The sequence below is a fragment of the Haloferax sp. AB510 genome (assembly GCF_024136985.1).
Lineage (GTDB): Archaea > Halobacteriota > Halobacteria > Halobacteriales > Haloferacaceae > Haloferax.
Genome location: NZ_JAMYJY010000042.1, coordinates 1 through 22,803 on the forward strand (window position 1 = coordinate 1; position 22,803 = coordinate 22,803).

The window sequence follows — 22,803 nt, forward strand, 5'->3', positions numbered from 1 at the left end:
CGCGGGTCAGTTCAGCGTGTTCGGAGAGACCGACGTTGCCGCCGGAGACGACGGCCGCGACGCGCTCTCCCTCGACGTCGACCGCGCCCGACAGCAGCGCGGCGACCGGGGCCGCGCCAGCCGGTTCGGCGACCGTCTTCGCCCGCTCTGCGAGGACCGTCGTGGCGACCGCGAGGTCCGTGTCGTCGACCGAGACCACGTCGTCGACGCGGTCGCGGACGACCGCGAACGTCCGCTCTAACAGCCGCGCGTCGGCGATACCCTCGGCGACGGTATCGACCTCCGAGAGCATGCGAATCTCGTCGGCCTCCAGCGAGGGCTTGGCGTGGGCCGCGCCCTCGGGTTGGACGCCGACGACGCGCACGTCGGGGTCGCGCGCCTTCAGCGCGGTGGCGATGCCGGAGATGAGACCACCACCGCCGATAGAGACGAGAACCGTGTCCACGTCGGGTGCGTCGGCCGCGATTTCCCGCCCGACGGTCCCCTGCCCGGCGATGACGGCCGCGTCGTCGAAGGGATGGACGAACTCCAGTTCCTCCTCCTCTGCGAGTCGCAGGGCGTGTTCGTACGACTCCTCGTACAGGTCGCCTTCGACGACCACGTCCGCGCCGTAGCCGCGGGTGGCGTCGATTTTCACCGCCGGCGTGATTTCGGGGACGACGATGGTTGTGTCGATGTCCAGCAGGTCACCCGCGAGCGCGACGCCCTGCGCGTGGTTGCCGGCGCTGGAGGCGACGACGCCCCGTTCGCGCACCGATTCGGGGAGTTGTGCCATCGCGTTGTACGCGCCGCGAATCTTGAACGACCCCGTCCGCTGGACGTTCTCCAGTTTGAGGTCGACCCGCTCGGCCCCGCAGCGGTCGGCTATCGTCCGCGAGCTATCGAGCGGCGTCCGGTGGACCACGCCGTCGAGTCGCTCGTGAGCGTCCGCCACGTCGTCCGCGGTGACGATTTCGGACGCTGGCGGTGCCGACTCGCCGGTGACGCGCCCGTCGCTCATCGGTTCGTTCCCGCGATTTCCGGTACTGACTCGACTCCGGCGACGGAGAGAATCGACCGCGTGAGAACGTCGACGCCGATTTCGAGGCTCCGCTCGTCCACGTCGAACGTCGCAGTGTGGTGGCTCGTCGGGTGGTCGGTGCCGACGATGGAGTAACACGCGAGGCCGCCGTCGCGCTGGACGCGCTCCATGAGGAACGTGGCGTCCTCGCTCGCGCCGAAGTCGGCGGTCGGGACGACGCGATTGACGCCACGCACGCCCTCGGCAGCGTCGGCGACCGCCTCCACGAGTTCGGGGTCGCTGTCGGCCCGCGGGCTCTCGCTGACCACGTCGACCGTCGCCTCGCAGCCGTGCAGTTCGGCCGCCTTCTCGAACCGCCGGCGGAGTTCGGACTTCGCGTACTCCATGAGTTCGGTCGTCTCGCCGCGCGCCTCGGCGACGGCTTCGACCTCGTCGGCGATGACGTTGCTGGCGGTGCCGCCTTCGACCCGGCCGACGTTGACGCGAGTCATCCCGTCGGAGTGCCGCGGGATGCCGTAGACGCTCTCGATGGCGGTGCCGAGCGCGTGGATGGCGTTCGCGCCGGCCTCCGGTTCCTTGCCGGCATGAGCGGTCGTCCCCTCGATTTCCGCGTCAATGTGACACATGGCGAGCGGTTTCTCGATGCCGGCGACGACCTCACCCGTCGGGTGATCGAGGCCGACGTGGACCGCGAAGAAATAGTCGATGCCGGCAGCGTACTCGCTTTTCGCCATGGGCGCGCCGCCCCCCGAAATCTCCTCTGCGGGCTGGAAGAACACGATAAGTCGACCCGAGAAGTCGCTTTCTTTGACGGCTTCGAGCGTCGCCAGTCCCCACGTCATGTGGGTGTCGTGGCCGCAGGCGTGCATCGTCTCGCCCGTCTCCGAGCGGAATCCCTCGGCGGCGGGGTCGTGGCCCGCGTCGTCTGACTCCTCGATGAACAGCCCGTCGATGTCGACCCGGAGGCCGACCGTCGGCCCCTCACCGCGGTCGAGGACGGCGACACAGCCGGTCGTCCCGCCGCGGAGAGATTCGAGCAGGTCCGGGTCGGTTCCGCGGTCGAGTGCCCGTTCGTACCACTCGGCGAGTCGGTCGTCGCTCGGGACGGCCATCCGATCGTCGGGGTCGTAGGCGTCCGCGCCGACGGCGAGTTCGTCCACGCCGATGGCGCGCAGTTCCTCGACGAGTCGCGCGGTCGTCTGGAACTCGCACCAGCCCGGTTCCGGGTGGCGATGGAGGTCTCTGCGAAGCTCCGCTAATCGCGCTCGAACGGCGTCAGCCATGCGTACACGTACCACTCGCCACCCACTTAAGTATAAACGGTATCCGTGGACACCGACTACACAAAAAGACTAAGGGAACGTCACCCAATCGATGTAGCAACCGCGCCCGCGACGCGCGCGACTCACACCATGACCGAGACAGACATCGTCGTCCTCCGCGAGGGGACCGAGGGCCTTTCGATGGAATCGTACGCCGACGCGCTCCGCGAGCGCCTCCCGGACCGGACCGTGACGCTCGCCCGGACGCCGAAACAGGAACGCGAACTCGTCGCCGACGCCCGCGTCGTCACGGGCATCACGATAGACGAAGACCTCCTAGACCACGCCGACCGCCTCGAACTGTTCGCCTGCACGTTCGCCGGGACCGACCACGTCCCGATGGACGCGCTCGCGGAACACGGCGTCGCGGTCACCAACGCCGGCGGTATCCACGCGCCCGGCATCGCCGAGCAGGCCATCGGCAACATGCTCGTGTTCGCTCGCCGCCTCCACGAGGGATGGCGGCGCAAGGAGCGCGCCGAGTGGCGGCACTTCCAGTCCGGCGAGTTCACCGACAGCACGGTGACGATTATCGGTCTCGGCTCCATCGGGCAGGCCGTCGCCCAGCGGTTGCAGGGCTTCGAAGTCGAGACTATCGGCATCCGCTACACCCCGTCGAAGGGCGGGCCGACCGACGAAGTCGCCGGCTTCGAATCCGACGCGGTTCACGACGCGCTCTCCCGAAGCGAGTACGTCGTGGTCGCGTGCCCGCTGAACGACCTGACCCGCGGGCTCATCGGGGACGCGGAGTTCGCCACGATGCCGACCGACGCGGTGCTCGTCAACGCCGCCCGCGGCGGCATCGTCGACACCGACGCGCTCGTGTCGGCGCTCCGGTCGAACAAGATTCGCGGGGCCGCCCTCGACGTGACCGACCCCGAGCCGCTTCCCGCTGACCACCCGTTGTGGGGGCTGGAGAACTGCCTCATCACGCCCCACACGGGCGGCCACACGCCGAAACACTGGGACCGCCTCGCCGACATCGTCGCCGGGAACCTCGGGCGGCTCGACGAGGGCGAGGAGCTGGAGAACCAAGTGCTGGCCGCCGAGTCGAACTGACCCCCGATGGCGACGCAGGAACGTCCGGACGACTCAAGCGACGGCCAGCGGACCGACTCGTCCGTCGACCCCAGCGACGACCCGCGCGCCGACTACGACTACGTCGGCGGCGACACCGACCGCGAGGCGCTCGTCCGCGACCTCGAACGCCTCGTCGACGGCGACGTGCGGTTCGACGAGTACACCCGACAGCTGTACGCGACCGACGCGTCGGCGTACGAAGTGCTCCCCGTCGGCGTCGTCATGCCGACTTCGACCGCCGACGTGGCGGCCGTCGTCGAGTACTGCGCCGACCGCGAGATTCCCGTCCTCCCCCGCGGCGGCGGCACGAGCCTCGCGGGACAGGCCGTCAACGAGGCGGTCGTCCTCGACCTCTCGCGGCACATGGACGGGGTCCAGTCGGTGGACGCCGAGGCGGCGACGGCGACCGCGCAGGCCGGGGTTACGCTCGCGGATCTCAATAACTCCGCGGCCGACCATGGTCTCACGTTCGGCCCGGACCCCGCGGCGGGCGACCGGAGTGTCCTCGGGGGCGCTATCGGTAACAACTCCACGGGCGCGCACTCGCTGAAGTACGGCAAGACCGACTACTACGTCGAGGAGTGCGAGGTCGTCCTCGCCGACGGGAGCGTCCACCGGTTCGGCGAGGTTCGCGTGGACGACCTCCGGGAGAAAGCCGACCCCGAGAGCGACGCGTGGGGAGCAGACGGCCCGGCCAGTCCGCTTCTCCCCCGAATCTACGCCGAGGTCGTCCGCGTGCTCGACGAGGAACGTGAGGAGATAGACGCCCGCTACCCGGACCTCAAGCGCAACGTCTCGGGGTACAACCTCGACGCACTGGTCGATGAGGTCCGGGGAGAGCGCCCGCTGGCCGACGGGACGGGCACCGAGCCGGACTGCGAGCCGGGGACCGTGAACCTCGCGCGCCTGCTCGCCGGGAGCGAGGGCACCCTCGCCGTCGTGACCGAGGCGACCGTCTCGCTCGAACCGCTCCCGGAGACGAAGGCGGTCGCGCTCCTCACCTACGAGGACGTGTTCGACGCCGCCGCCGACGTGGCCCCCATCCTCGACCACGACCCGGCGGCGGTCGAACTCATCGACGACGTGCTCATCGACCTCGCGCTCGACACCGCCGAGTTCCACGACGTGGCCGCGTCGCTCCCCGACGGGACCCGCGCGGCCCTGCTGGTCGAGTTCTACGCCGACTCCGACGCGGACGGCCGGCGGAAAGTCGCCGACCTGCTGACGGCCCGCGCCCCCTCGGTGACGCCGGAGGCGACCCCATCCGACGGCGTCGGCGTCGACGACGACGCCCGCGCGTTCGACGCGCTCGAAGCCCACGACGAGGCGGCCCGCGCGGGGCTCTGGGAGATGCGCAAGGCCGCCGCGCCCATCCTGCTCTCGCGGACGACCGACGAGAAACACCTCTCGTTCATCGAGGACTGCGCCGTTCCGGCCGACGAACTGCCGGGGTACGTCGAGCGGTTCCGCGAGGTCATCGACGACCACGACGCGAACACGAGTTTCTACGCCCACGCGGGGCCGGGCGTGCTGCACGTCCGCCCGCTGGTCAACACGAAGACGCTCGACGGCCTCGACTCGTTCGAGACCATCGCCGACGAGGTGACGGACTTCGTCGTCGAGGCCGGCGGGTCGGTGTCGGGCGAACACGGCGACGGCCGCGCGCGGACCCAATGGAACCGGAAACTGTACGGCGACCGTCTCTGGAACGCCTTCCGCGACCTCAAGACCGCGTTCGACCCCGACTGGCTCCTGAATCCGGGGCAGGTCTGCGGCGACGTGTCGATGACCGAGAACCTCCGATTCGATCCGGACTACGAGTTCGACGCCGGATTCGACCCCGAACTCGACTGGGACACCGAAAACGGCTTTCAGGGGATGGCGGAGCTCTGCCACGGCTGTGGCGGCTGTCGGGGCGACCAATCGACCACCGGCGGCGTGATGTGTCCGACCTACCGCGCCACGGAGGAAGAAGGGTTATCGACCCGCGGCCGGGCGAACATGCTCCGGCAGGCGATGAGCGGCGACCTCGACGCCGACGCGACGGACACCGAGTTCATGCGCGAGGTGCTGGACCTCTGTGTCGGCTGTAAGGGCTGCGCCCGCGACTGCCCCAGCGAGGTCGATATGGCGAAGCTCAAAGCCGAGGTCGAACACGCCCACCACGAGTCTCACGGCGCGAGCCTCCGGGATCGCCTGTTCGCCGAGGTGGACCGGCTGAACGCGCTGGGCTCGCGACTCGCTCCGCTTTCGAACTGGGCGGCGAAGATACCGGGCGCGCGGACGGTCATGGAGAAGACCGTCGGCATCGCAAAGGAACGCTCGCTCCCGACGTTCCACCGCGAATCGCTGGAAGACTGGTTCGAGGCGCGGGGCGGCGCTCGCGTCCCCGAGGCCGAGGCGACCGACAAGGTGCTTCTGTTCCCGGACAGCTACACCAACTACAACCACCCCGACGCGGGGAAGGCCGCGGTCCGCGTCCTCGAAGCCGCTGGCGTCCACGTCTCGATTCCGGACGACGTGACCGCCACCGGCCGCCCGGCCCACTCGAAGGGCTTCCTCGACCGGTCGCGGGCGCGCGCCGAGACGAACGTCGACGCGCTCGCACCCCGCGTCGAAGCCGGCTGGAGCGTCGTCCTCTGTGAGCCCTCGGACGCGGTGATGTTCCAGTCGGACTACCTCGACCTGCTTTCGAGCGACGCGGCCGAGACCGTCGCCGCCGAGACCTACGGCATCATGGAGTACCTCGACGCGAAGCGCCTCGTGGAGGGACTCGACTGCGACGCCGCAGCGTCGACGGACGACGAGACGCTGACGTACCACGGTCACTGCCACCAGAAGGCGACGCGCAAGGACCACCACGCGGTGGGCGTCCTCCGGCGCGCCGGCTACGACGTGGACCCGATCGATTCGGGCTGTTGCGGCATGGCGGGGAGCTTCGGTTACGAGGCCGAACACCACTCGCTGTCGACGGCCATCGGCGACATCCTCTCGGACCAACTCGGCCAGAGCCGCGGCGACACCGTCGTCGCCCCCGGCGCGTCCTGTCGGACGCAACTGGAGGACATGGACGGCGCGGCCGACGACCCGCCGCACCCGATAGAGAAGGTCGCCGAAGCGGTCGCTGACTGAGAAGCGCGCCGAAGAAGAAAACGGGCCGCACCGCAGCCCTCGGGTCGCGGGTCGATTAGGGGTCGTACGAGGCTCAGCCGCTCAGGGCCAGAGGCCCCGCGTCTCCTTCGCGCCGCCGATGCGGGAGAGCGCGACGACGTACGCCGCGTCGCGCCACGTCAGGTCGCGTTCTTCGACGTGTTCGCGGACCGCGTTCCACGCCTTGAGCATCTCGGCTTCGAGTTCCTCGTGGACGCGTTCGAGCGACCACTGACGGCGGTTGATGTCCTGGAGCCACTCGAAGTACGAGACCGTCACGCCGCCGGCGTTGGCGAGGATGTCGGGGATGACGGGAATCCCGCGCTCTTCGAGGACGGCGTCGGCCGCGAACGTCGTCGGGCCGTTCGCGCCCTCGACGACCATATCGGCCGAGATGGCGTCGACGTTCTCGGTCGTGATGACGTTCCCGATGGCCGCCGGGATGAGCACGTCAACGTCGAGTTCGAGCAGTTCCTCGTTCGAGAGCGACTCGGGGGCGTCGTAGCCCGACACCATGCCGGGGCGCTCGTCGTGGCCCTCGACGTCCTGCGTGTCGAGGCCGTCCGGGTCGTAGATGGCCCCGTCCACGTCGGAGACGGCGACCACCTTCGCGCCCCATTCGTCGAGGAGGCGGGCGGCGTTCGCGCCGACGGAACCGAACCCTTGGACTGCGACGGTGGTGTCTTCGATGTCCCAGTCGTAGAAGTCGATGGCTTCGCGGGTGACGATGGCGACGGAGCGACCGGGGGCCTCCTCACGGCCGTACGAGCCGCCGATGACCGGCGGCTTGCCCGTCACGACGCCGGGCGTCGTCTCGCCCTGCTGCATCGAGTAGGCGTCCATGAACCACGCCATCTCCTGCGGACCGGTTCCCATGTCGGGCGCGGGGACGTCCTTCTTCGGCCCGACGACGTTGCGAATCTCCTCGGCAAAGCGACGCGTGAGTCGCTCGCGCTCTTCGTCGGAGAGCGTCTTCGGGTCGACCGCGACGCCGCCCTTGCCGCCGCCGAAGGGCAGGTCCATCACGGCGCACTTCCACGTCATCCACATCGAGAGCCCGATGCACTCGTCGGCGGTCACTTCCGGGTGGTAACGGAGGCCGCCCTTGTACGGCCCGCGCACGTCGTCGTGCTGGGCGCGGAAGCCCGTGAACACGTCGAGCGACCCGTCGTCGCGTCGGAGCGGAACCGACACCTGCTGAACTCGGGTCGGGTGCTTCAGGCGCGCGACGACGCCGTCGTCCACGTCGGCGTGACTCGCCGCGCGTTCGAGTTGCCTGCGCGCCGTCGCCAGCGCCGATTCGGGTTCGGACTCCGAGCCGCCGTCGGCGACCGCTTCGCCGTTTCGATTTTTGCCATCTTCGGTCATCATATGAGGGCTGTGACCCGGAGTCATAATTAAGTTGTGAATAGCCGGCGGGGGAAGTCGGCCAGCGGCTCCGCCCCGTCGGCCGTGACGACGAACGTCTCGCTGAGTTCGACGCCGAAGTCGTCGAACCAGAGGCCGGGGATGGTGTGGAACGTCATGTTCTCTTCGAGGACGGTCTCGTCGCCGGGGCGGAGGCTCGCCGTGTGCTCGCCCCAGTCCGGTGGGTAGCCGAGCCCCATCGAGTAGCCGATGCGGTCTTTCTTCTCGATGCCGTACTCGGCGATGGTGTCGCGCCACGCCTTCTCGACGGCCTCGCAGGTCACGCCGGGTTCGACCGCGTCGAGCGCGGCTTCCATCCCCTCGACGACGATGTCGGCCCGCCGGGACAGCTCTTCGGGGGGATCGCCGACAAACGTCGTCCGCGCGAGCGGCGAGTGGTAGCGGTGCCGGCAGCCGGAGAGTTCGATGATGACCGGGTCACCGTCCTCGAACTCGCGGTCGGTCCACGTGAGATGCGGCGTCCCCGTGTGGTCGCCCGAGGGCATCAGCGGGACGATAGACGGGTAGTCGCCGCCGTAGTCGTCGGTGCCCTCGATGAGCGCCGAGTAGATGGCCTCGGCGGCCTCGTACTCGGGGACGCCCTCCTCGATGACGTCGAGGCCGGCCTGCATCGCGTTCTCGGAGATGCGGGCGGCCTCGCGCATGTAGTCGAGTTCGGCGTCGGATTTCTTGATGCGCACGCGGTTCACGAGGAGCGTCGTGTCCTCGAAACTCGCCTCGGGGAGGTTCTTCTGCAGGCGCGTGTAGGACTTCGCGGTGAAGTAGTACGCGTCCATCTCGAGGCCGACGCGCGCGTCGTCGACGCCGAGGTCCTCCAACACAGCCGCGACGAAGTCCATCGGGTGGAGGTCGTGCGGCGACTGGACGTGGTCGTCGCTGTACGGCCGGATGCTCTCTTCGCTCAACGTAGTCGTCGCGCGCGCGCCGTTGGCGTCCATGTCGCGGCCGACCCACACGGGTTCGTCGCGGTCCCGCGTGACCACGACGCCCTGATGGACGTAGAACGACCACCCGTCGTAGCCGGTGAGGTAGTTCATGTTCGCGGGGTCGCTCACGAAAAGCGCGTCCAGCCCACGTTCGGCCATCCGCTCTTTGGTACGGGCGATGCGTCTGTCGTACTCGGCGCTGTCGAACACGGCTCTTGGCATGGGAACCTCTATCGAACCATCGGATAGGGCCCGTAAAAATTTTTTGTGGACCATGGTCACGGATTCTGTGTACGCCAATGGCTCGGCGGGCATTAGTAATGCGCATTTCACACAAGATCATATCTGTCACAGAAGATCTCATATATGCATCTCATCCCAAATCGCGTCTAATTCACCTCTCAAACTGAATTATCTGAGTTTGGTAGAATATTTGAATGTTCTAAATTATTTAGACATGTAGTAGTGCCATGTGAGCGCAATTCTAATTGCCGTCGACCCACAGAGAACAGTACGCGTCTGCTGGGAGCCCAACCGTTATTCCTCGCAATCTCGGAGCGGGGGCATGGACCTCTCCGTCGTCGACCTTTCCCCGGTTCCCCGAGACGGGACCGCGACCGACGCGTACGCGAACACCGTCGAGGCCGCCACGCAAGCCGAGCGACTGGGCTACTCGCGCTTCTGGGTCGCCGAGCACCACGGCATGGCGAGCACCCTCGCGGGGACGACGCCCGAGGTGTTGCTCGGCCATCTCGCCGCGGAGACGGACTCGATTCGACTCGGTTCCGGCGCGGTGCTGCTCAACCACTACAGCCCGTTCAAGGTCGCAGAACAGTTCGGCGCGCTCGACGGACTCGCGCCCGGTCGCATCGACGCGGGACTCGGGCGGGCGAACGGGTCGCCCGCGTCGGACCAGGCGCTCGGGACGGACCGGCACGTCGAGGACCCCGACGGCGACCACGCCGAGAAGGTCGAGGCTGTCATCAACCACCTCTACGACGACTACCCCGACGAGCACCCGTACGCGGACCTCGAAATCCCGCGGTCGGGCGGCGACCCGCCGGTCCCGTGGGTGCTCGGGTCGAGCCCGTCGAGCGCGACCATCGCGGGCGAACTCGGGTTGCCCTACTGCTTCGCGGGCTTCATCAGACCGCAGTTCGCCGTCCACTCCTTCGAGGAGTACCGCGAGAGCTTCCAGCCGTCCCCGCTCGCCGGCGGCATCGACGAACCTCACGGGATGGTCGCGGTGAACGCCGTCTGCGCCGAGACCGACGAGGAGGCAGCGCGACTCCGCGCGGTGGCCGAGGCGACGTACAAGCGGATGCGTCGCGGCGAGGTCGGCACGAGACCGACCGTCGACGAGGCGATAGACGAACTCGGCGGCGTCCCGGAGCCCACGCCCGCGACGCTCGGAGCGAAAGAGTGGCCGCGGGCGATTTCCGGCAGTCCCGAGACAATTTCGGGACTGTTGGACCAACTCGCCGAGTGCGTCGGGGCCGACGAGATGATGATTCAGCACGTCGTCGGCGACCACGAAGACGGCCTCCGCTCGCACGAACTGCTCGCCGAGGGCGTCGGCCTCGTCTGATACGTCGGCTTCCGTGACAGTCTATCGGCCCGGATACTTCATATTCTGGACCCCGAAACGTAGGGTGTGTCACGCCTACGTCATCTCCGGCTCGAAGACACGCCCTTCGAGGCGAGAGAGTTCTCGCTCCTCTGGCTCATCGCGCTCTCGACCTACGGCGTCGGCGACATCGTCACGACGCTCACTATCCTCTACTACGAGCGCCGATTCGACGAGGCCAACGCCCTCCTCGTGGCGAGCACGGACGCCCTCGGGCGGTGGGGGCTCGTCCTCCCGAAGCTCGCGGTCTTTTTCCTCTGTCTCGGAATCTGCGTCTACGGCGCTCGCGTCGGCGACAAGGTGCTGTACTACCTTCCGCCGGTCACGCTCGCCGTCATCGGGGCGTTCGCCACCGCGTTCAATCTCAGGCTCTTCGTCGGGTGAGCGACGACCGGGAGAAACCGGGTCGGAGGGTGCTCAGTCGGTCACCTGTTCGAGCGTGAAGACGAACTCCACGTCGACGCTGTCGGTCTGTATCTCGTTGCCCGCCGACTCCCGAATCCGCCACTCGACGACGAGTGACAGCGACTCCCCGCCGTCGAGGCGGCCGAGCGAGACGGACTCGTTCCACACGTCGGCGAAGTCGAGATACGTCGTCTCGTCGCCGAGCACGTAGGCGCTCGTCCCGTTCGCCCGCTCGACACGAAGTCGGACGGCGAGCGCTTCGTGGAGTTCGCCCTCGTCGGTTCCCCCCGTCGAATCGGCCGACAGTTCGGGACCGGAGCGACCGTTTTCCGCGGATTCGAAGGGCATCGAATCCAGCGTCAACACGCCGGGGTCGCGCCCGCGGTTGGTGAGCGTCCCCGTCGAGTTGCCCGCGGAGCCGGGCGCGACCGACTGCGTGTCGAGGAGCGAGACGCCGGCCCCGCCGGACCCGAGTTCGAGGTCGACGCCCTCCGGGGCGCTCCCGGCGGTATTCTCGACGGTCACGTCGAACGACGCGGTCTCCTCGGTTCGGGCGACCTCGGTTGAACCGCGGAAGAACACTGCAGTCACGGAGACGTAGCCCGTCGTGACAGTCGCCTCGCCGTCGTCGGTGGCGGCGAAGCCGGCGGTTCGGTTGCCATCGGCGTAGGTCACGTCGGAGCCGAGCGCGGCGGCGATGTCCACCGGACTCGACTCCCGGAGCGTGACGCGGCGCTCCTCCTGCCAGCCGTCGTCGGGGACCCACGTGTTCACCACGAGAACCACGCTGTCGACCGCGCCGGTCCACGAGAGCGACCCGGACACGGGGCCACTGAGCGTCCCGACCGTCCCGTCGGCGCTTCGGACCGTCGGCGGGTCGGCGGCCTCGACCGTCAGCGTCGGGTCGGGCGCGGGTGACGATGCGGTCGTGGTCGTGGTCGTCGTTTGGCTGTCGCCGCCGGAGCTACCACCACCGGTTCCACCACCACCGCCGCCACCGGACGAGCGCGCCGTAGTGGTTGGCTCGGGGGTGTTGGGGGTGCTCGTCAGTGTGGGCGTCGAGGCCGGTGCCGATGTCCGAGTCGGCGTCTCCGTCGAATCGGTGTCTGTCGTCGTAGCCGGCGTCGTCGTCGCGGTCGCTGTCGGCGTCGGTATCGGCGTCGGTGTAGGTGTGTCGTCGGACTCGTTCGTCTCATCCGGCGGGTCGTCCGGGGTCGGCGAGGGAGGCGTCACGGTGACCTCCGGCGGCGAGGGCTCGGGGTCGCCATCGCCCCGGAGGTCGGAGAGCGCATCGTTGATGCCGCTGTCGTCGAGGAAGCGGTCGACGCTCCCCGGAGCGGCCATGCCGGTGCCGACCAGCACGATACCGATGACGACGAAGACGATGACGAACCGGCCGGCGACGTGCGAGAGGCGCGGCGAGAGCGTACCGAGAAGCTTCGCCGAAAAGAGCGAGGCGAGCGACAGGGGAATCGGGAGCAACCCCGCCCGCGGCGGGCGGTACTCGACCACCAGCGCCGTCTCGGTGGGCCGGTCGCCGGGTTCAACCTCGTCGCCGACACCGACCGGGCGCTCGTCGGTTCGGGGTTCCCCGTCCTCGTCGGTCGAGGAGCGCTCGACAGTCGTTGGGTCGGCGTCATCGACGAACGACGCCGATCGCGGGTCCCAGCGCCGGACCGCTCGCACGACCCCGTAGACGGGCAGGCGCTCGCCGGGGAGACAGAGCACGCGGTCGCCGCGTTCGAGGCGCTCGAAGTCGACCTCGTCGAAGTCGTCCGTCTCAAAGGCGTCCGCGTCTCGGTCGGCCTCCGCCTCGTCGACGAGGCGGCGGCACCGGGTCGCGTCGGCGAGAATCAGTTCGGGGGATTGCTCCGGCGACCAGTCGAGCGCATCCGCGCCGTCCGGTGCACTCATGAGAGCATCACCGTCCGTCCTCGGAGGACTCGTCGGTCGTCACCGCCGCCGCATCGCGGTCTGCGGGTTCGGTCACCCACTCGATACCGCCGGTCGAATCGGAGGTGGCGGGGACGGAGGCGGAAGACGAGGAGGACGGTTCGACAACTGCGACGGGGTCCGAGAGACGGACGCCGGTTCGCTCCGGGTAGAGCGTGACACCGCCGTCCGAGGCGCTGACGTAGCCGGCGGCGACACCGGCACGTCCGCCGGGCGAATCGTCACTTCCGGCGTTTTCGTCGCTCTCTCCGGCCTCGGCGGACTCGTCGGGGTCGACCTCGACGAGCGCGTCGGTGTACAGCGAGTAGAGTTCGGTCACGACGAGGAGCGCGCCGGGGAGAATGACGAACAGGACCAACCCGAGTCGCGACTGCGCGAACTGCGAGGCGAGGCCGAGGTACGGCACGTGGAACCAGACGCTCCCGACCACGCGGTCAGCGGCGACGGGGTCCGAATCGACGTCCTCGTTGGCGTCGCCCTTCGTCCGGAACACCGGGCTGTCGCCGCTTCGGTCCACCGCGACGACCCGGTGGGTCACGTGGTCGGTCCGCTCGTCGGTGATGGCGCTTCCGGCCTCCCGGTAGGTGATGATGTCGCCCTCCGAGATGTCCGCGGGCGGAACGTCGCGGACGACCACCACGTCGCCGGCGTCGAACGTCGGCGACATGCTCCCAGAGAGGACGGTGTAACTGGCCTCGGCACCGAAGACCTGCGGCGCGGCGAGCACGACGACGAGAGCGACGGCGACGAGGAGGACGACGCTGCCGAGGACGCGGGCCGACGCGGCGAGACGAGACCAGTTCATCGGTCAGTCGTCTCCGTCGTCATCGTCGTCATTGTCATCGTCCTCATCGCCCTCATCGTCATCGTCGTTGTCCTTGTCGTCGCTATCCCAGTCTCCGTCGTGACCATGGTGGTCATCGTCGTCGTCATCATCGTCGTCGTGATGACCGTGGTCGTCGTCGTCGTCCGTCTTGACGTCGACGCGCACCACGAGGTCGTCGGGGTCAACGTCCTCGCCGGCGTCCCACGAAAACCGGAGCGTGCCGGTGAGCGAGAACGAGCCGTCTATCTCGCGGTCGATGCGGACGTGGCTCGTTCCGGTCGCATCGACCGAGACATCGGCGAGGGTGCTCGTCTCCCCGTCCGCGGAGAGTTCGAGGTCCGAGACGGCGACCGACGACCCGGCGGCCGAGGCGGAGACGGTAACGCCGAGCGCGACCACGTCGTCCGCGCCGACGCCCTGCGCCTTCCGCCCGTTCTTGTCCGGGTACTCGGTGCCGCCGACGGTCATCGTCACCTTGCTCCCGTCGAAGTCGACGCGGAACGGCTCGGTCTGTCCCGAGGTCCACGAGTGCTGCCAGTGGTCGTTCTGCTTGTGGACGCGAGTCTCAGAGCTTCCGGCGCGCTTCAGCACCGCGACTTCGTAGTTCTCCGGTTCCGAGTTGCCGTGAACAGAGTCGTCGTCGGGCTCGCCGTAGCGGGCGAGCGTCGCCCAGTCCCACCCGCCCATCGCGTCGCGGGCGTCACCGGAACCGGACGCCGAATCGTCGCCATCGTCGTTATCGTCGTCTCCGTCATCGTCGTCGACCTCGCAGGTCGCGTCGCCGTCCGAGTCGGCCCGCTGGTCGAGCGCGAACCGGAGGTCGACGCCCGCGACGTCCGAGGCGACTTCGTTGCCGGCGCTCGACGGGAGTCGCCACGCGATGTAGAACGCCACCGACTCGCCGGATTCGAGTTCGTAGTCGAGGTCGAACGTCTCGTCCGCGACGAAAATCGAGTCGAGGGTCGCGTAGCCGGAACTGCCGCAGAGGAACGTCTTCGACCCGTCGGGGGCTTCGAGCCACGCGCGGACTTCGAGCACCTGTGCGAGTTCGCCGTCCCCGACGCGGGGGTCGTTCTGCGACGGAGGCTCGGACTGGCCGTTCTCGTCGTCGGTGACGCCGAGCACGTCGATGTCGAGGAATCCGGTGAGCGACCCGCGGTTACGGAGCGTCACCGACGCGGTGCCGCTGTCGCCGGGCGCGAGACCGGACTCTTCGAGGAACGTGAGCCGCTCGTCGTCGCCGTCGACCGACAGGTCGAGCGTACCGACGCCGAACGACGCGTCGGCGCGCTCGGTGTCGGAAAACGCCGAGTACGTGCCGACGCCCGCGGCGGCGCTTCCGGCGCTAATCGTGAAGATGCCGCCGAGGAGGCGGCGGCGAGTGAGCGTCAGCGTTGGTGTCTGTTTCGGCATCGAATAGCGTCGTCGAGTGCGTCCGGACGGCCGTGACGAAAGAGGTGAACTCGGTCGGATGCGACCGGGTCGCGTCGTCTGCGCCGCCCGCGAACGCGAAGTGTGATTACTGGCTGTCCCGCTGGTTCAGTTCGAAGTCGAACTGGATGTCGAGGCCGTCGGCTTGGAACTCGTTGCCGGCGCTCTCCTGCATCTCCAGCGCGAACGAGAACGTCTTGGTCTCGCCGGATTCGAGCGCGATGTCCCGAACGTTGGAGTCGTCGTCCTCGCCGTCGTTGTTGGCGACCACGTCCGCGAGGGTTGCCGAGCCGCCGAAGCGGTCGGCGAGCACGTCGAGGCTCCCGACTTCGAACGTCGTCACGTCGAGGACGCCCGCGAGGTCCGCCACGGAGGCGTCCGCGTCGCCGTCGTCGCCGGCCGTGGCGTCGCTATCGTTTTCGGTCAGCGTGAGGTCGATATCGAGGCTCCCGTCGAGCGTCCCGTCGTTTTCGAGGTCCACCTCGAAGGTGTCGGTCTCGTCGCCGGGCGCGAGACCCGTGGCGCTGAAGCTCGCGGAACTGGCTCCGTCGGCGAGGCTCAGCGTCCCCGCCTGGAGCGTGTTCTCGGTGCTTGATTCGGTGTCGTTGAACAGGGCGAACGTGCCCACCCCGGCTGCGGCGCTTCCCGCACCGATCGTGAGGAGTCCTCCGAGGGCGCGGCGTCGTGTGAGTTTGAATACTTTCTCTGGCATCGGTTTCTCCGTGCGGCCCACCATACACCCACTCCCTTCCGTGATGTTCTGGGTGGGGTGACCTTCAGGGATAGCTACTCGATGAGGCGGCAATAATCCGATACCACCACTATGCGGTATCCGGCAGAAACCGAGCGACGTGGTAGCCTTCATCACGGAGGTTCCGAGACGAGGAGCGACCGGGCGCGTCGGCTCGGCTCGACCGACTACGCGCCGTCTCGCTCGCCGTCGAACAGTTCGGCGAAGACCTTCCGCTGGGCTGCCCTGAGGTGTTGCGTGAACGTCGACCGCGAGACGCCGATGGCCTCGGCGACCTCGGCCGCGCTCCGGCGCTTCGGACGCTCGAAGTAGCCCGTCCGGTACGCGACTTCGAGCGACTCGCGCTGTCGGTCGGTGAGTCCGGCCAACACGCTGGCCCCGATATCGGACTCGACGGACCGGTGGTTCCGCGCGGTCATGACGACGCTGTCGAACCCGGCCGCGAGCGCCTCGACGAACGGGCCGGCCGGTCGCCGCCGGGGGAGGTCGACGACGACCGTCGCCTCGCCGGCGGTCACGACGACGCGCTGGAGGACGCCGCCCGCGTCGGCGATGGCCGTCCCGAAAGAGGGTGCGACCGTGTCGAACTGCGCCCTGACAACCTCATCCTCGCCCACCACGTCGCCGGGCGTCACGCCGTCGAGACTCGCCAGCGCGTCGGTCACCGCGGCCTCGGTCGCGCCGCGAACCGTCACGAAGTAGCGCTCGCTGTCGCCGCGGGGCAACACCGTGTGGACGACGAGTTCCGCGTCCCGACCGAGGGCGTCGCCGACCGCCAGAACCCCCGCACCGTCGTCGCGGACGCTGAGTCGGACGCGGACGACCTCGTCGGCCAAGAGCGCCTCGCGGCTCTCGGCGGTGCTGAGGGCGTACCCGAGCGTCTCCGCCAGTTCTTCGAACCGCCGGCGCTCGCGGTCGTCGTCGGCACCGCGCCGGTAGACGCCGAGGACGCCGTAGTCGACGCCGCCGTATCGGAGCGAGACTGCGACCGCGGTTTCGATTCCGGCCGCGGCCGCGGCCTCGGCCCACCGTCGGTCGGAATCGGCGACGGGGCTCCCGGAGCGTGACGCTTCTGCGCCGACTGTGCGAACAGTTGTTCCCCCCTCGCGGAAGGCGGTCAGGCTCGGTTCCGATGAGTCGCGCCGCACGGCCGCATCCGCGTCGAGAACGCCGGCTGCTCGGAGGTACGACCCGTCACCTTCGACCGCGAGCGGGTCGAGTCTGCCACCGGCGGTCCGCTCGCCAACCCACGCCACGGCGGTGTCGGGGTCGCTCCCGATGTATCGGCAGAACGCTTCCGCGACCTCCACCCGCGAGGACTGTCGAACGAGAATCTCGCGAATCGCCTCCTTCGTGTCGCGCTCGCGTTCGAGTCGGCGCTGGTGGTTGACCTGTGCCGTGATGTCGCGGAGGACGCCGATACTGCCGGGCAGGCCGTCGTCGACGACGTGGTCCACGTCGAGGATACAGTGGCGGGTCTCGCCGTCGCAGGTGCGGATGCGAATGTCGAGCGACTGCGGGACCGACAAGTCGAGCGCGTCGCGGACACGGGCCCGGTCGTCCGGGTGGACGACCGTCTCGACGATGTCGCCGGCGAGGAGCGCCGCGCGGTCGTAGCCGGTGAGCGTCGTCGCCGCATCGTTGACGAGGACGATGCCGCCGTCGCGGGCGACGAAGATGGCGTCGCGGACGTTCTCGACGAGCGTCCGGTAACGCGCCTCGCTCTCCGCGAGCGCGCGCTCTGTCCGGTGCTTGTCGACCGCCGTTCGGACGCGCGTGGCGAGCGCCGCGGCGCTGTCGCCGACGCTCGTCTTGACGATGTAGTCGTCCGCGCCGGCCGACAGCGCGCTGCTGGCGAGCCCCTCGTTTCCGGCGCCGGTAAAGAGGAGAAACGGGAGGCCCGGTCGGTCTTCGCGGACCGCCGCCAGCAGTTCGATACCCGTCCGACCGGGCATGTAGTAGTCGCTGACGACGCACTCGACGTCGTCGGTGAGGCGGTCGAGCGCCCCGTCGACGCTGTCGGCCGCTCGAACGTCGAAGTCGGGTGCCTCCTCGCGGAGTCGCTGCACGACGAGCATCAGCCAGTCGCGGTTGTCGTCGACGAGAAGGACCGCGACGGGGTCCGCGCTCGTCTCGTCTGTCGTCTCGGTCACGGCGGTTCTGCCGTCCGTGGCACACCGACCGCGATAAATTTTCGGGTGACGAACCCGAGAGAATCGGGAGAAACCGGGAATGTGAGGACAGTTTACGCCGACATCGAGGCGAAGTCGGCTTCCGAACAAGTACATCTAAATACCAGAGCGGGAACAGAACACGCACCGATGGACGCGAGCGGCGCTTGGGAGCGGTGAGAGATGGGGTGGCAATACACCGTCTTCGCGCTGCCGACCCTCTTTGCGATGGTTACCTCGGCCCTACTGGGTGCCTACAGCCTTCGGCACATGCGGCTCCACGGGAGGTCGTCCGACCTCAGTGCGTTCTTCGCCGTGAACGTCGGGCTCGTCCTCTGGACCGGGTTTTCGGCACTCAAGCTCCTGCAGACCGACCCGTCGCTGAAGTTGCTTTTCTACCGGTTTCTCTACTTCGGCGTCGCGCCGCTCGGCGCGCTCGCGCTCCTCTTTACGCTCCTTCACACCGACCGGATTCGTCGAGTCACGCCCGGGGTGATTGCGGCGCTCATGGCCGTCCCGGTGGCCTTTCTGGCGCTCCTGTTCGCGAACCCCCACGACCTCGCCATCCAGGGGACGCACCTCGTCGAGACGAACGGCGTCGTCGTCATGCGGGTCGACGTCGGTCTCGGTCACGTGGTGTTGCAGTTGCTCTACAACGCGGTGCTCTCCGCGCTGGCCATCGCGCTCATCCTCTACGAGGCGGTGCGACTCGGCCGGCCGTACATCCCGCAGGCGGTGCTGGTGAGCGTCGGCCTCGTCGCCCCGTTTCTCTTCGTGGTCTGTGACACACTCGGAATCCCGCCGTTCAGTAGCGACGGCGTGAACCTCGTGCCGACCTCGGCCGCGGTCACGTCGGCCGCCATCGGCGTCGCGCTCTTCCGCTACCGGTTTCTCGACCTGCCGCCCATCGCCTACACGACCGCGATGGAGGAGTCGCCCGACGGGGTGTTCGTCCTCGACGCCGACGAGCGAATCGTCCACGTCAACGACCGCGGCGCGGCGCTCTTGGAGCGCTTCGACGCGGCCGTCGGCGACCCGCTCACGAGCGTCTCGCCGGACCTCGACCTGACGACCGAGAGCAACGACAGCGTCAGAACCACGCGAGAAGACGGCGAGACGGTGTACCTCAGCGCCCGGTCCCAGCGACTCGAACGAGGCGACCAGACCATCGGATGGGTCATCGTCCTCCGCGACGTGACCGAGTTACACCGCCAAAAACAGACGATCCTCTCCCAAAACGAGAAGCTCACCCTGCTCAACCAGATAATCCGCCACGACATCCGCAACGACATGGCCGTCATCCTCGGCAACGCCCAGTTGGTCGAGGAGTCGGTCGACGACGAGGTGGTTCGCGAGCGCCTCGACGCGATAATCAGGAACGGCGAGCACGCCACTGAACTCACTGAGAACGTCCGGAACCTCATGGCGACGATGCTCGACGACGAGGAGACGAACCAACCGACGACGCTCGCTGGGCCGCTGTGGACCGAGGCGAGCGCGGTCCGCGACGGAACGTCCGAGGCCTCAGTCTCCCTTCCCGACGACCCGCCGAACGTGACCGTCGTCGCCGACGACATGCTGGGGACGGTCTTCCGCAACCTCCTCACGAACGCGGTGCGGCATAACGACGCGGGCCGGACCGAAATCGACGTGTCGGCCGAGGTTCGGGACGACGACGCGCTCGTCCGTATCGCCGACAACGGGCCGGGCATCCCCGACGGCCGCAAAGAGGAGGTGTTCGGCCGCGGCGAGAAGGGACTCGAAAGCCCCGGAACCGGTCTCGGTCTCTACCTCGTGGACACCATCGTGAGCGGCTACGGCGGCGACGTGTGGGTCGAGGACAACGAGCCCCGCGGCGCGGTCTTCGTCGTCCGCCTACGGAGGGCCTGACGGGACGACCGCCCACCCAAACACTCAAAAAGTCAGCACGTAGATAGGAAGGCGATGTCCTCCGCCGTTCTCCCCGCCGGCGTCAGCCGGTGGCGACTAGCCGTGTTCGCGGTCGTCGCCGTCAAGGCGTACAACTACCGGCACGGAACGAGCTACCTCCGGTTCGGTGCCGAATGACGAGACTGAGCGACACCGCCGTCGCCGGGGCGATAGCTGTCGTGTCGGTCCTCGTGGGACTCGTCGTCGCTTTTGCCGACCCGCAGGTCGACCTCGCGGCCGGCGTCGTCTGGACCGTTGCGACCGGCATGGTGCTTCTGCGGGTTCGCGGATGGATCCGCGACGCTCGGAGTGACGAGCCACCCGAACCGGGACCGCTCGTACGGCTGGCCGAAATCGACTACGACCCGCGGTACGACCGCTATCTCGGGGGTGTCCTGTTCGTCCTCGCTATCGCGGCGTTTGCGGCGTTCGTCGTCGTCGACACGTCCGGTTCGAACGCGTTGTTCCTCGTCGGCGTCGGTCACTTCTGCCTGATTTCCGCGCTCGGAGCGGTCGCGCTCTCCGATAGATAGTGCGAAAAATCGAAATGACCACGCCGCTGTCCGCTGTTTTTTGAGAATCGGGCCAAAAAGACTACTTAGCTGGCTGGCAATTTCCACATGTCCGTTCGACGCTGTCTGGTCGGCGGACCGGTGACATAACAGTACAGACAGGCGGCCCATCCCGTGCCAACGGTACTCCGACCCTGCCCCCTCGGACTGCCGCCCGATGGTCCGCCCCTACATCTCTACCCCCTCTCAGTTCTACTCCCGCGAGTGACTCGGCCACGACTCAGTCGCGTCCCGATGCCCCGTGCCCGGCGAGACCGACCACGCGGGACTCGATTTTTCCGTAGGCGCGCGCGACCTCCCCGAGGAGGGATTCCGTCGCGAGGACGGCGAAGCCGGTGAAGATGGTCGCGAAGCCGACGACGGTGAGCGTCGAAATCGACTCGCCGAGGAGCACCGTCCCCCCAAGCGTCGCGACGATAGGCACGGCGTAGAAGACGAGGTTGCCGCGAATCGGGCCCACGTCGTCGAGGAAGCCGAAGTACGTGAGGTAGGCCACTGCGCCGGCGAAGACACCGACGTAGGCGAGCGCGAGGAGCGCCGTCGGCGACCACGTGGCCGCGGCGAACGACTCGCCGGAGGCGACGCTCATGCCGTGGGTGAGCGCCGCGCTGACGGGGAGCGCCCACGCCGTGCGGACGGTACTCGAAAGCGACGTGTCGGCCCAGCGGATGAGGACGGTCCCGAGCGCGCCGCTGACCGCGCCGAGGAAGAGAACGCCCTTCCAGAGCGCCTCGCCGCCGAGCAGGTTCGCGGGGTCGACGCCGACGACGAGGCCGACGCCGAGGAGGCCGATGAGCATCCCGAACGCGCCGCGAGTCGAGAGTCGTTCGTCGGCGAGGAGCACCATGGCGAACACGGGCGTCAGAATCGGGTTGAGACTGAAGATAATCGACCCGACGCCGCTGGAGACGTGCTCCTGTCCGACGAACAGGAGGGCGTTGGCGAGGCCGATGACGAACACGCCGGTAGCGAGGATGCCGACCACGTCGCGGACCGACCTCGGGAGCAGTTCGGCGCGCGGCCGGGTGGCGACGACGTAGCCGACGAGGAGCACCGCCGCGATGTCGAACCGGAGGGCGACGAACAGGAGCGGCGGCAGATAGTCGAGGCCCGCCTTCGCGGCGACGAACGTCCCGCCGAAGAAGAGCGCCGTCAGCGCGAACAGGACGAACCGCCGGCGCGCCGCAGTTACCATTCCGCACCTCCGAACGAGAGACCGAACGCAGAGTGAAGTGAACGCATCTTGGATACACGTATGACTCCCCCACGTATAGTTTGATTCAGAAATTAATTCAAGGTAAGAAAAGATCGCGCCGGACGAGTGTGATTCAGTATATGAAATCGTTTCACGACGCGAAAGAGGTTTACCGAGGCGAGCACAACCCCGTCGCATGGAGTCGGCACTGGACGAAATAGAGTTCCTCGCCCTCTCGCAGAACCGCGTCGACGCGCTCAGACACCTCGCCGAGCGGCCGCACTCCCGTCGCGAGTTGGTCGAGCGGACCGGGGCGTCGCAGCCGACGATGGGCCGGATTCTCAGCGACTTCGAAGACCGGTCGTGGCTCGTCCGCGAGGACGGCGCGTACCGGGCGACGGTGACGGGTGAACTCGTCTCGCGGGGGTTCGACGATCTCGTCGACATCCTCGACACCGACGCCAAACTCCGGCCGGTCGTCGACTGGCTCCCGACCGACGCCATCACGTTCGACCTCGAACATCTCACCGAGGCGACGATTACCACGCCGAGTCAGGTCCGGCCGAACGCGCCTGTCAAGCGCGCCGTGTCCCTCCTGAGCGAGGCCGAGGACGTGCGAATCTTCTCCTACGCGTTCAACGAGCAGAACCTCGACATCGTCCGAGAGCGGACCGCCGCCGGCGACCAGCGGTTCGAGGGCGTCTTCTCGTCGGACGCCATCGACGCGCTCGCCCACGACTCCCAACTGCGCGAACAGCTCCGTGACCTCCTCGACGCCGACGCGGCCGCCGTCCGCATCACCGACGAGCCGATTCCGATGGCGGTGACCATCGCAGACTCGACCGTTCATCTGTTCCTCCGCGACGACAACGGCATCCTCCAGGCGTCTATCGACGTGACCGAACCCGAAGTGCTCGCGTGGGCCGACAAACTGTTCGAGCGCTACTGGGAGGCGGCGGAGCCACTCGACCTCGACCGCCTGTAACAACCGGTACGTACACCGATTCGAAGTCCAT

18 protein-coding genes are annotated in these 22,803 nt (G+C 68.1%); 8 read left to right on the forward strand and 10 right to left on the reverse strand.

All coding sequences use genetic code 11. From position 1 onward, the window contains the following. Together NKF06_RS09950 and NKF06_RS09955 are read right to left on the reverse strand one after the other, a co-directional pair. Window positions 1–1,000, reverse strand: a 1,000-nt coding sequence (locus NKF06_RS09950; RefSeq protein WP_253245288.1) for a threonine/serine dehydratase, incomplete at its 3' end; no start/stop codon positions are given. Continuing rightward, window positions 997–2,304 (reverse strand): amidohydrolase, encoded by a 1,308-nt coding sequence (locus NKF06_RS09955; RefSeq protein ID WP_253245289.1) that lies wholly within the window; start codon window positions 2,302–2,304, stop codon window positions 997–999. The genes NKF06_RS09955 and NKF06_RS09950, both read right to left, overlap by 4 nt. Before the next feature lie 129 nt (window positions 2,305–2,433). Here NKF06_RS09955 and NKF06_RS09960 point away from each other — a divergent pair, with 129 nt between their 5' ends. Both NKF06_RS09960 and NKF06_RS09965 read left to right on the forward strand, forming a co-directional pair. Further along, window positions 2,434–3,402: a D-2-hydroxyacid dehydrogenase gene (locus NKF06_RS09960; protein ID WP_253245290.1), complete on the forward strand. Its 969-nt coding sequence runs from the start codon at window positions 2,434–2,436 to the stop codon at window positions 3,400–3,402. Between the two features lie 6 nt (window positions 3,403–3,408). Continuing rightward, complete coding sequence (locus tag NKF06_RS09965) at window positions 3,409–6,555, forward strand: FAD-binding and (Fe-S)-binding domain-containing protein (protein WP_253245291.1); 3,147 nt, start codon at window positions 3,409–3,411, stop codon at window positions 6,553–6,555. A gap of 81 nt (window positions 6,556–6,636) precedes the next feature. Here the strand turns inward: NKF06_RS09965 and gdhB are convergent, their stop codons facing one another. Then, window positions 6,637–7,944, reverse strand: coding sequence for a glutamate dehydrogenase GdhB (gdhB, locus tag NKF06_RS09970; RefSeq protein ID WP_253245292.1), 1,308 nt, complete (start codon window positions 7,942–7,944; stop codon window positions 6,637–6,639). A gap of 26 nt (window positions 7,945–7,970) precedes the next feature. Further along, the gene (locus NKF06_RS09975) at window positions 7,971–9,149 is read right to left on the reverse strand and encodes a M24 family metallopeptidase (RefSeq protein WP_253245293.1); all 1,179 of its coding nucleotides are present in this window, start codon (window positions 9,147–9,149) and stop codon (window positions 7,971–7,973) included. A 343-nt stretch (window positions 9,150–9,492) separates the two neighbouring features. On the opposite strand from NKF06_RS09975, the gene NKF06_RS09980 reads away from it, so the two are divergent. Together NKF06_RS09980 and NKF06_RS09985 are read left to right on the forward strand one after the other, a co-directional pair. Next, window positions 9,493–10,515 (forward strand): LLM class flavin-dependent oxidoreductase, encoded by a 1,023-nt coding sequence (locus NKF06_RS09980; protein ID WP_253245294.1) that lies wholly within the window; start codon window positions 9,493–9,495, stop codon window positions 10,513–10,515. A 66-nt stretch (window positions 10,516–10,581) separates the two neighbouring features. Next, window positions 10,582–10,938, forward strand: coding sequence for a hypothetical protein (locus NKF06_RS09985; RefSeq protein WP_115882976.1), 357 nt, complete (start codon window positions 10,582–10,584; stop codon window positions 10,936–10,938). 33 nt (window positions 10,939–10,971) lie between these two features. On the opposite strand, the gene NKF06_RS09990 is transcribed toward NKF06_RS09985, so the two are convergent. From NKF06_RS09990 to NKF06_RS10010, 5 genes are all read right to left on the reverse strand, one after another. After that, the gene (locus tag NKF06_RS09990) at window positions 10,972–12,873 is read right to left on the reverse strand and encodes a hypothetical protein (protein WP_253245295.1); all 1,902 of its coding nucleotides are present in this window, start codon (window positions 12,871–12,873) and stop codon (window positions 10,972–10,974) included. Between the two features lie 7 nt (window positions 12,874–12,880). After that, window positions 12,881–13,717: a signal peptidase I gene (locus NKF06_RS09995; protein WP_253245296.1), complete on the reverse strand. Its 837-nt coding sequence runs from the start codon at window positions 13,715–13,717 to the stop codon at window positions 12,881–12,883. Window positions 13,718–13,720: 3 nt separating this feature from the next. Continuing rightward, complete coding sequence (locus tag NKF06_RS10000; RefSeq protein WP_253245297.1) at window positions 13,721–15,151, reverse strand: TasA family protein; 1,431 nt, start codon at window positions 15,149–15,151, stop codon at window positions 13,721–13,723. 106 nt (window positions 15,152–15,257) lie between these two features. Further along, window positions 15,258–15,881: a TasA family protein gene (locus NKF06_RS10005; protein WP_253245298.1), complete on the reverse strand. Its 624-nt coding sequence runs from the start codon at window positions 15,879–15,881 to the stop codon at window positions 15,258–15,260. Window positions 15,882–16,087: 206 nt separating this feature from the next. Then, a complete protein-coding gene (locus NKF06_RS10010; protein WP_253245299.1) occupies window positions 16,088–18,073 on the reverse strand; it encodes a helix-turn-helix domain-containing protein in 1,986 nt (661 codons plus the stop codon). 201 nt (window positions 18,074–18,274) lie between these two features. On the opposite strand from NKF06_RS10010, the gene NKF06_RS10015 reads away from it, so the two are divergent. From NKF06_RS10015 to NKF06_RS10020, 3 genes are read left to right on the forward strand one after another with little or no spacing between them, the layout of a single operon-like run. Next, window positions 18,275–19,981, forward strand: a complete 1,707-nt coding sequence (locus NKF06_RS10015; protein WP_253245300.1) for a histidine kinase N-terminal 7TM domain-containing protein — start codon at window positions 18,275–18,277, stop codon at window positions 19,979–19,981. Window positions 19,982–20,035: 54 nt separating this feature from the next. Continuing rightward, entirely contained in the window at window positions 20,036–20,158 is a 123-nt protein-coding gene (locus NKF06_RS21025) for a hypothetical protein (RefSeq protein ID WP_256477284.1), read from the forward strand. Beyond that, complete coding sequence (locus NKF06_RS10020; protein ID WP_253245301.1) at window positions 20,155–20,553, forward strand: hypothetical protein; 399 nt, start codon at window positions 20,155–20,157, stop codon at window positions 20,551–20,553. Before NKF06_RS21025 ends, NKF06_RS10020 begins: the two co-directional genes overlap by 4 nt. 259 nt (window positions 20,554–20,812) lie before the next feature. Here the strand turns inward: NKF06_RS10020 and NKF06_RS10025 are convergent, their stop codons facing one another. After that, the gene (locus tag NKF06_RS10025) at window positions 20,813–21,787 is read right to left on the reverse strand and encodes a DMT family transporter (protein ID WP_058826310.1); all 975 of its coding nucleotides are present in this window, start codon (window positions 21,785–21,787) and stop codon (window positions 20,813–20,815) included. Between the two features lie 196 nt (window positions 21,788–21,983). Between NKF06_RS10025 and NKF06_RS10030 the strand changes: the two genes are divergently transcribed. Continuing rightward, entirely contained in the window at window positions 21,984–22,772 is a 789-nt protein-coding gene (locus tag NKF06_RS10030; protein ID WP_058826309.1) for a transcriptional regulator FilR1 domain-containing protein, read from the forward strand. Window positions 22,773–22,803: the final 31 nt, after the last annotated feature.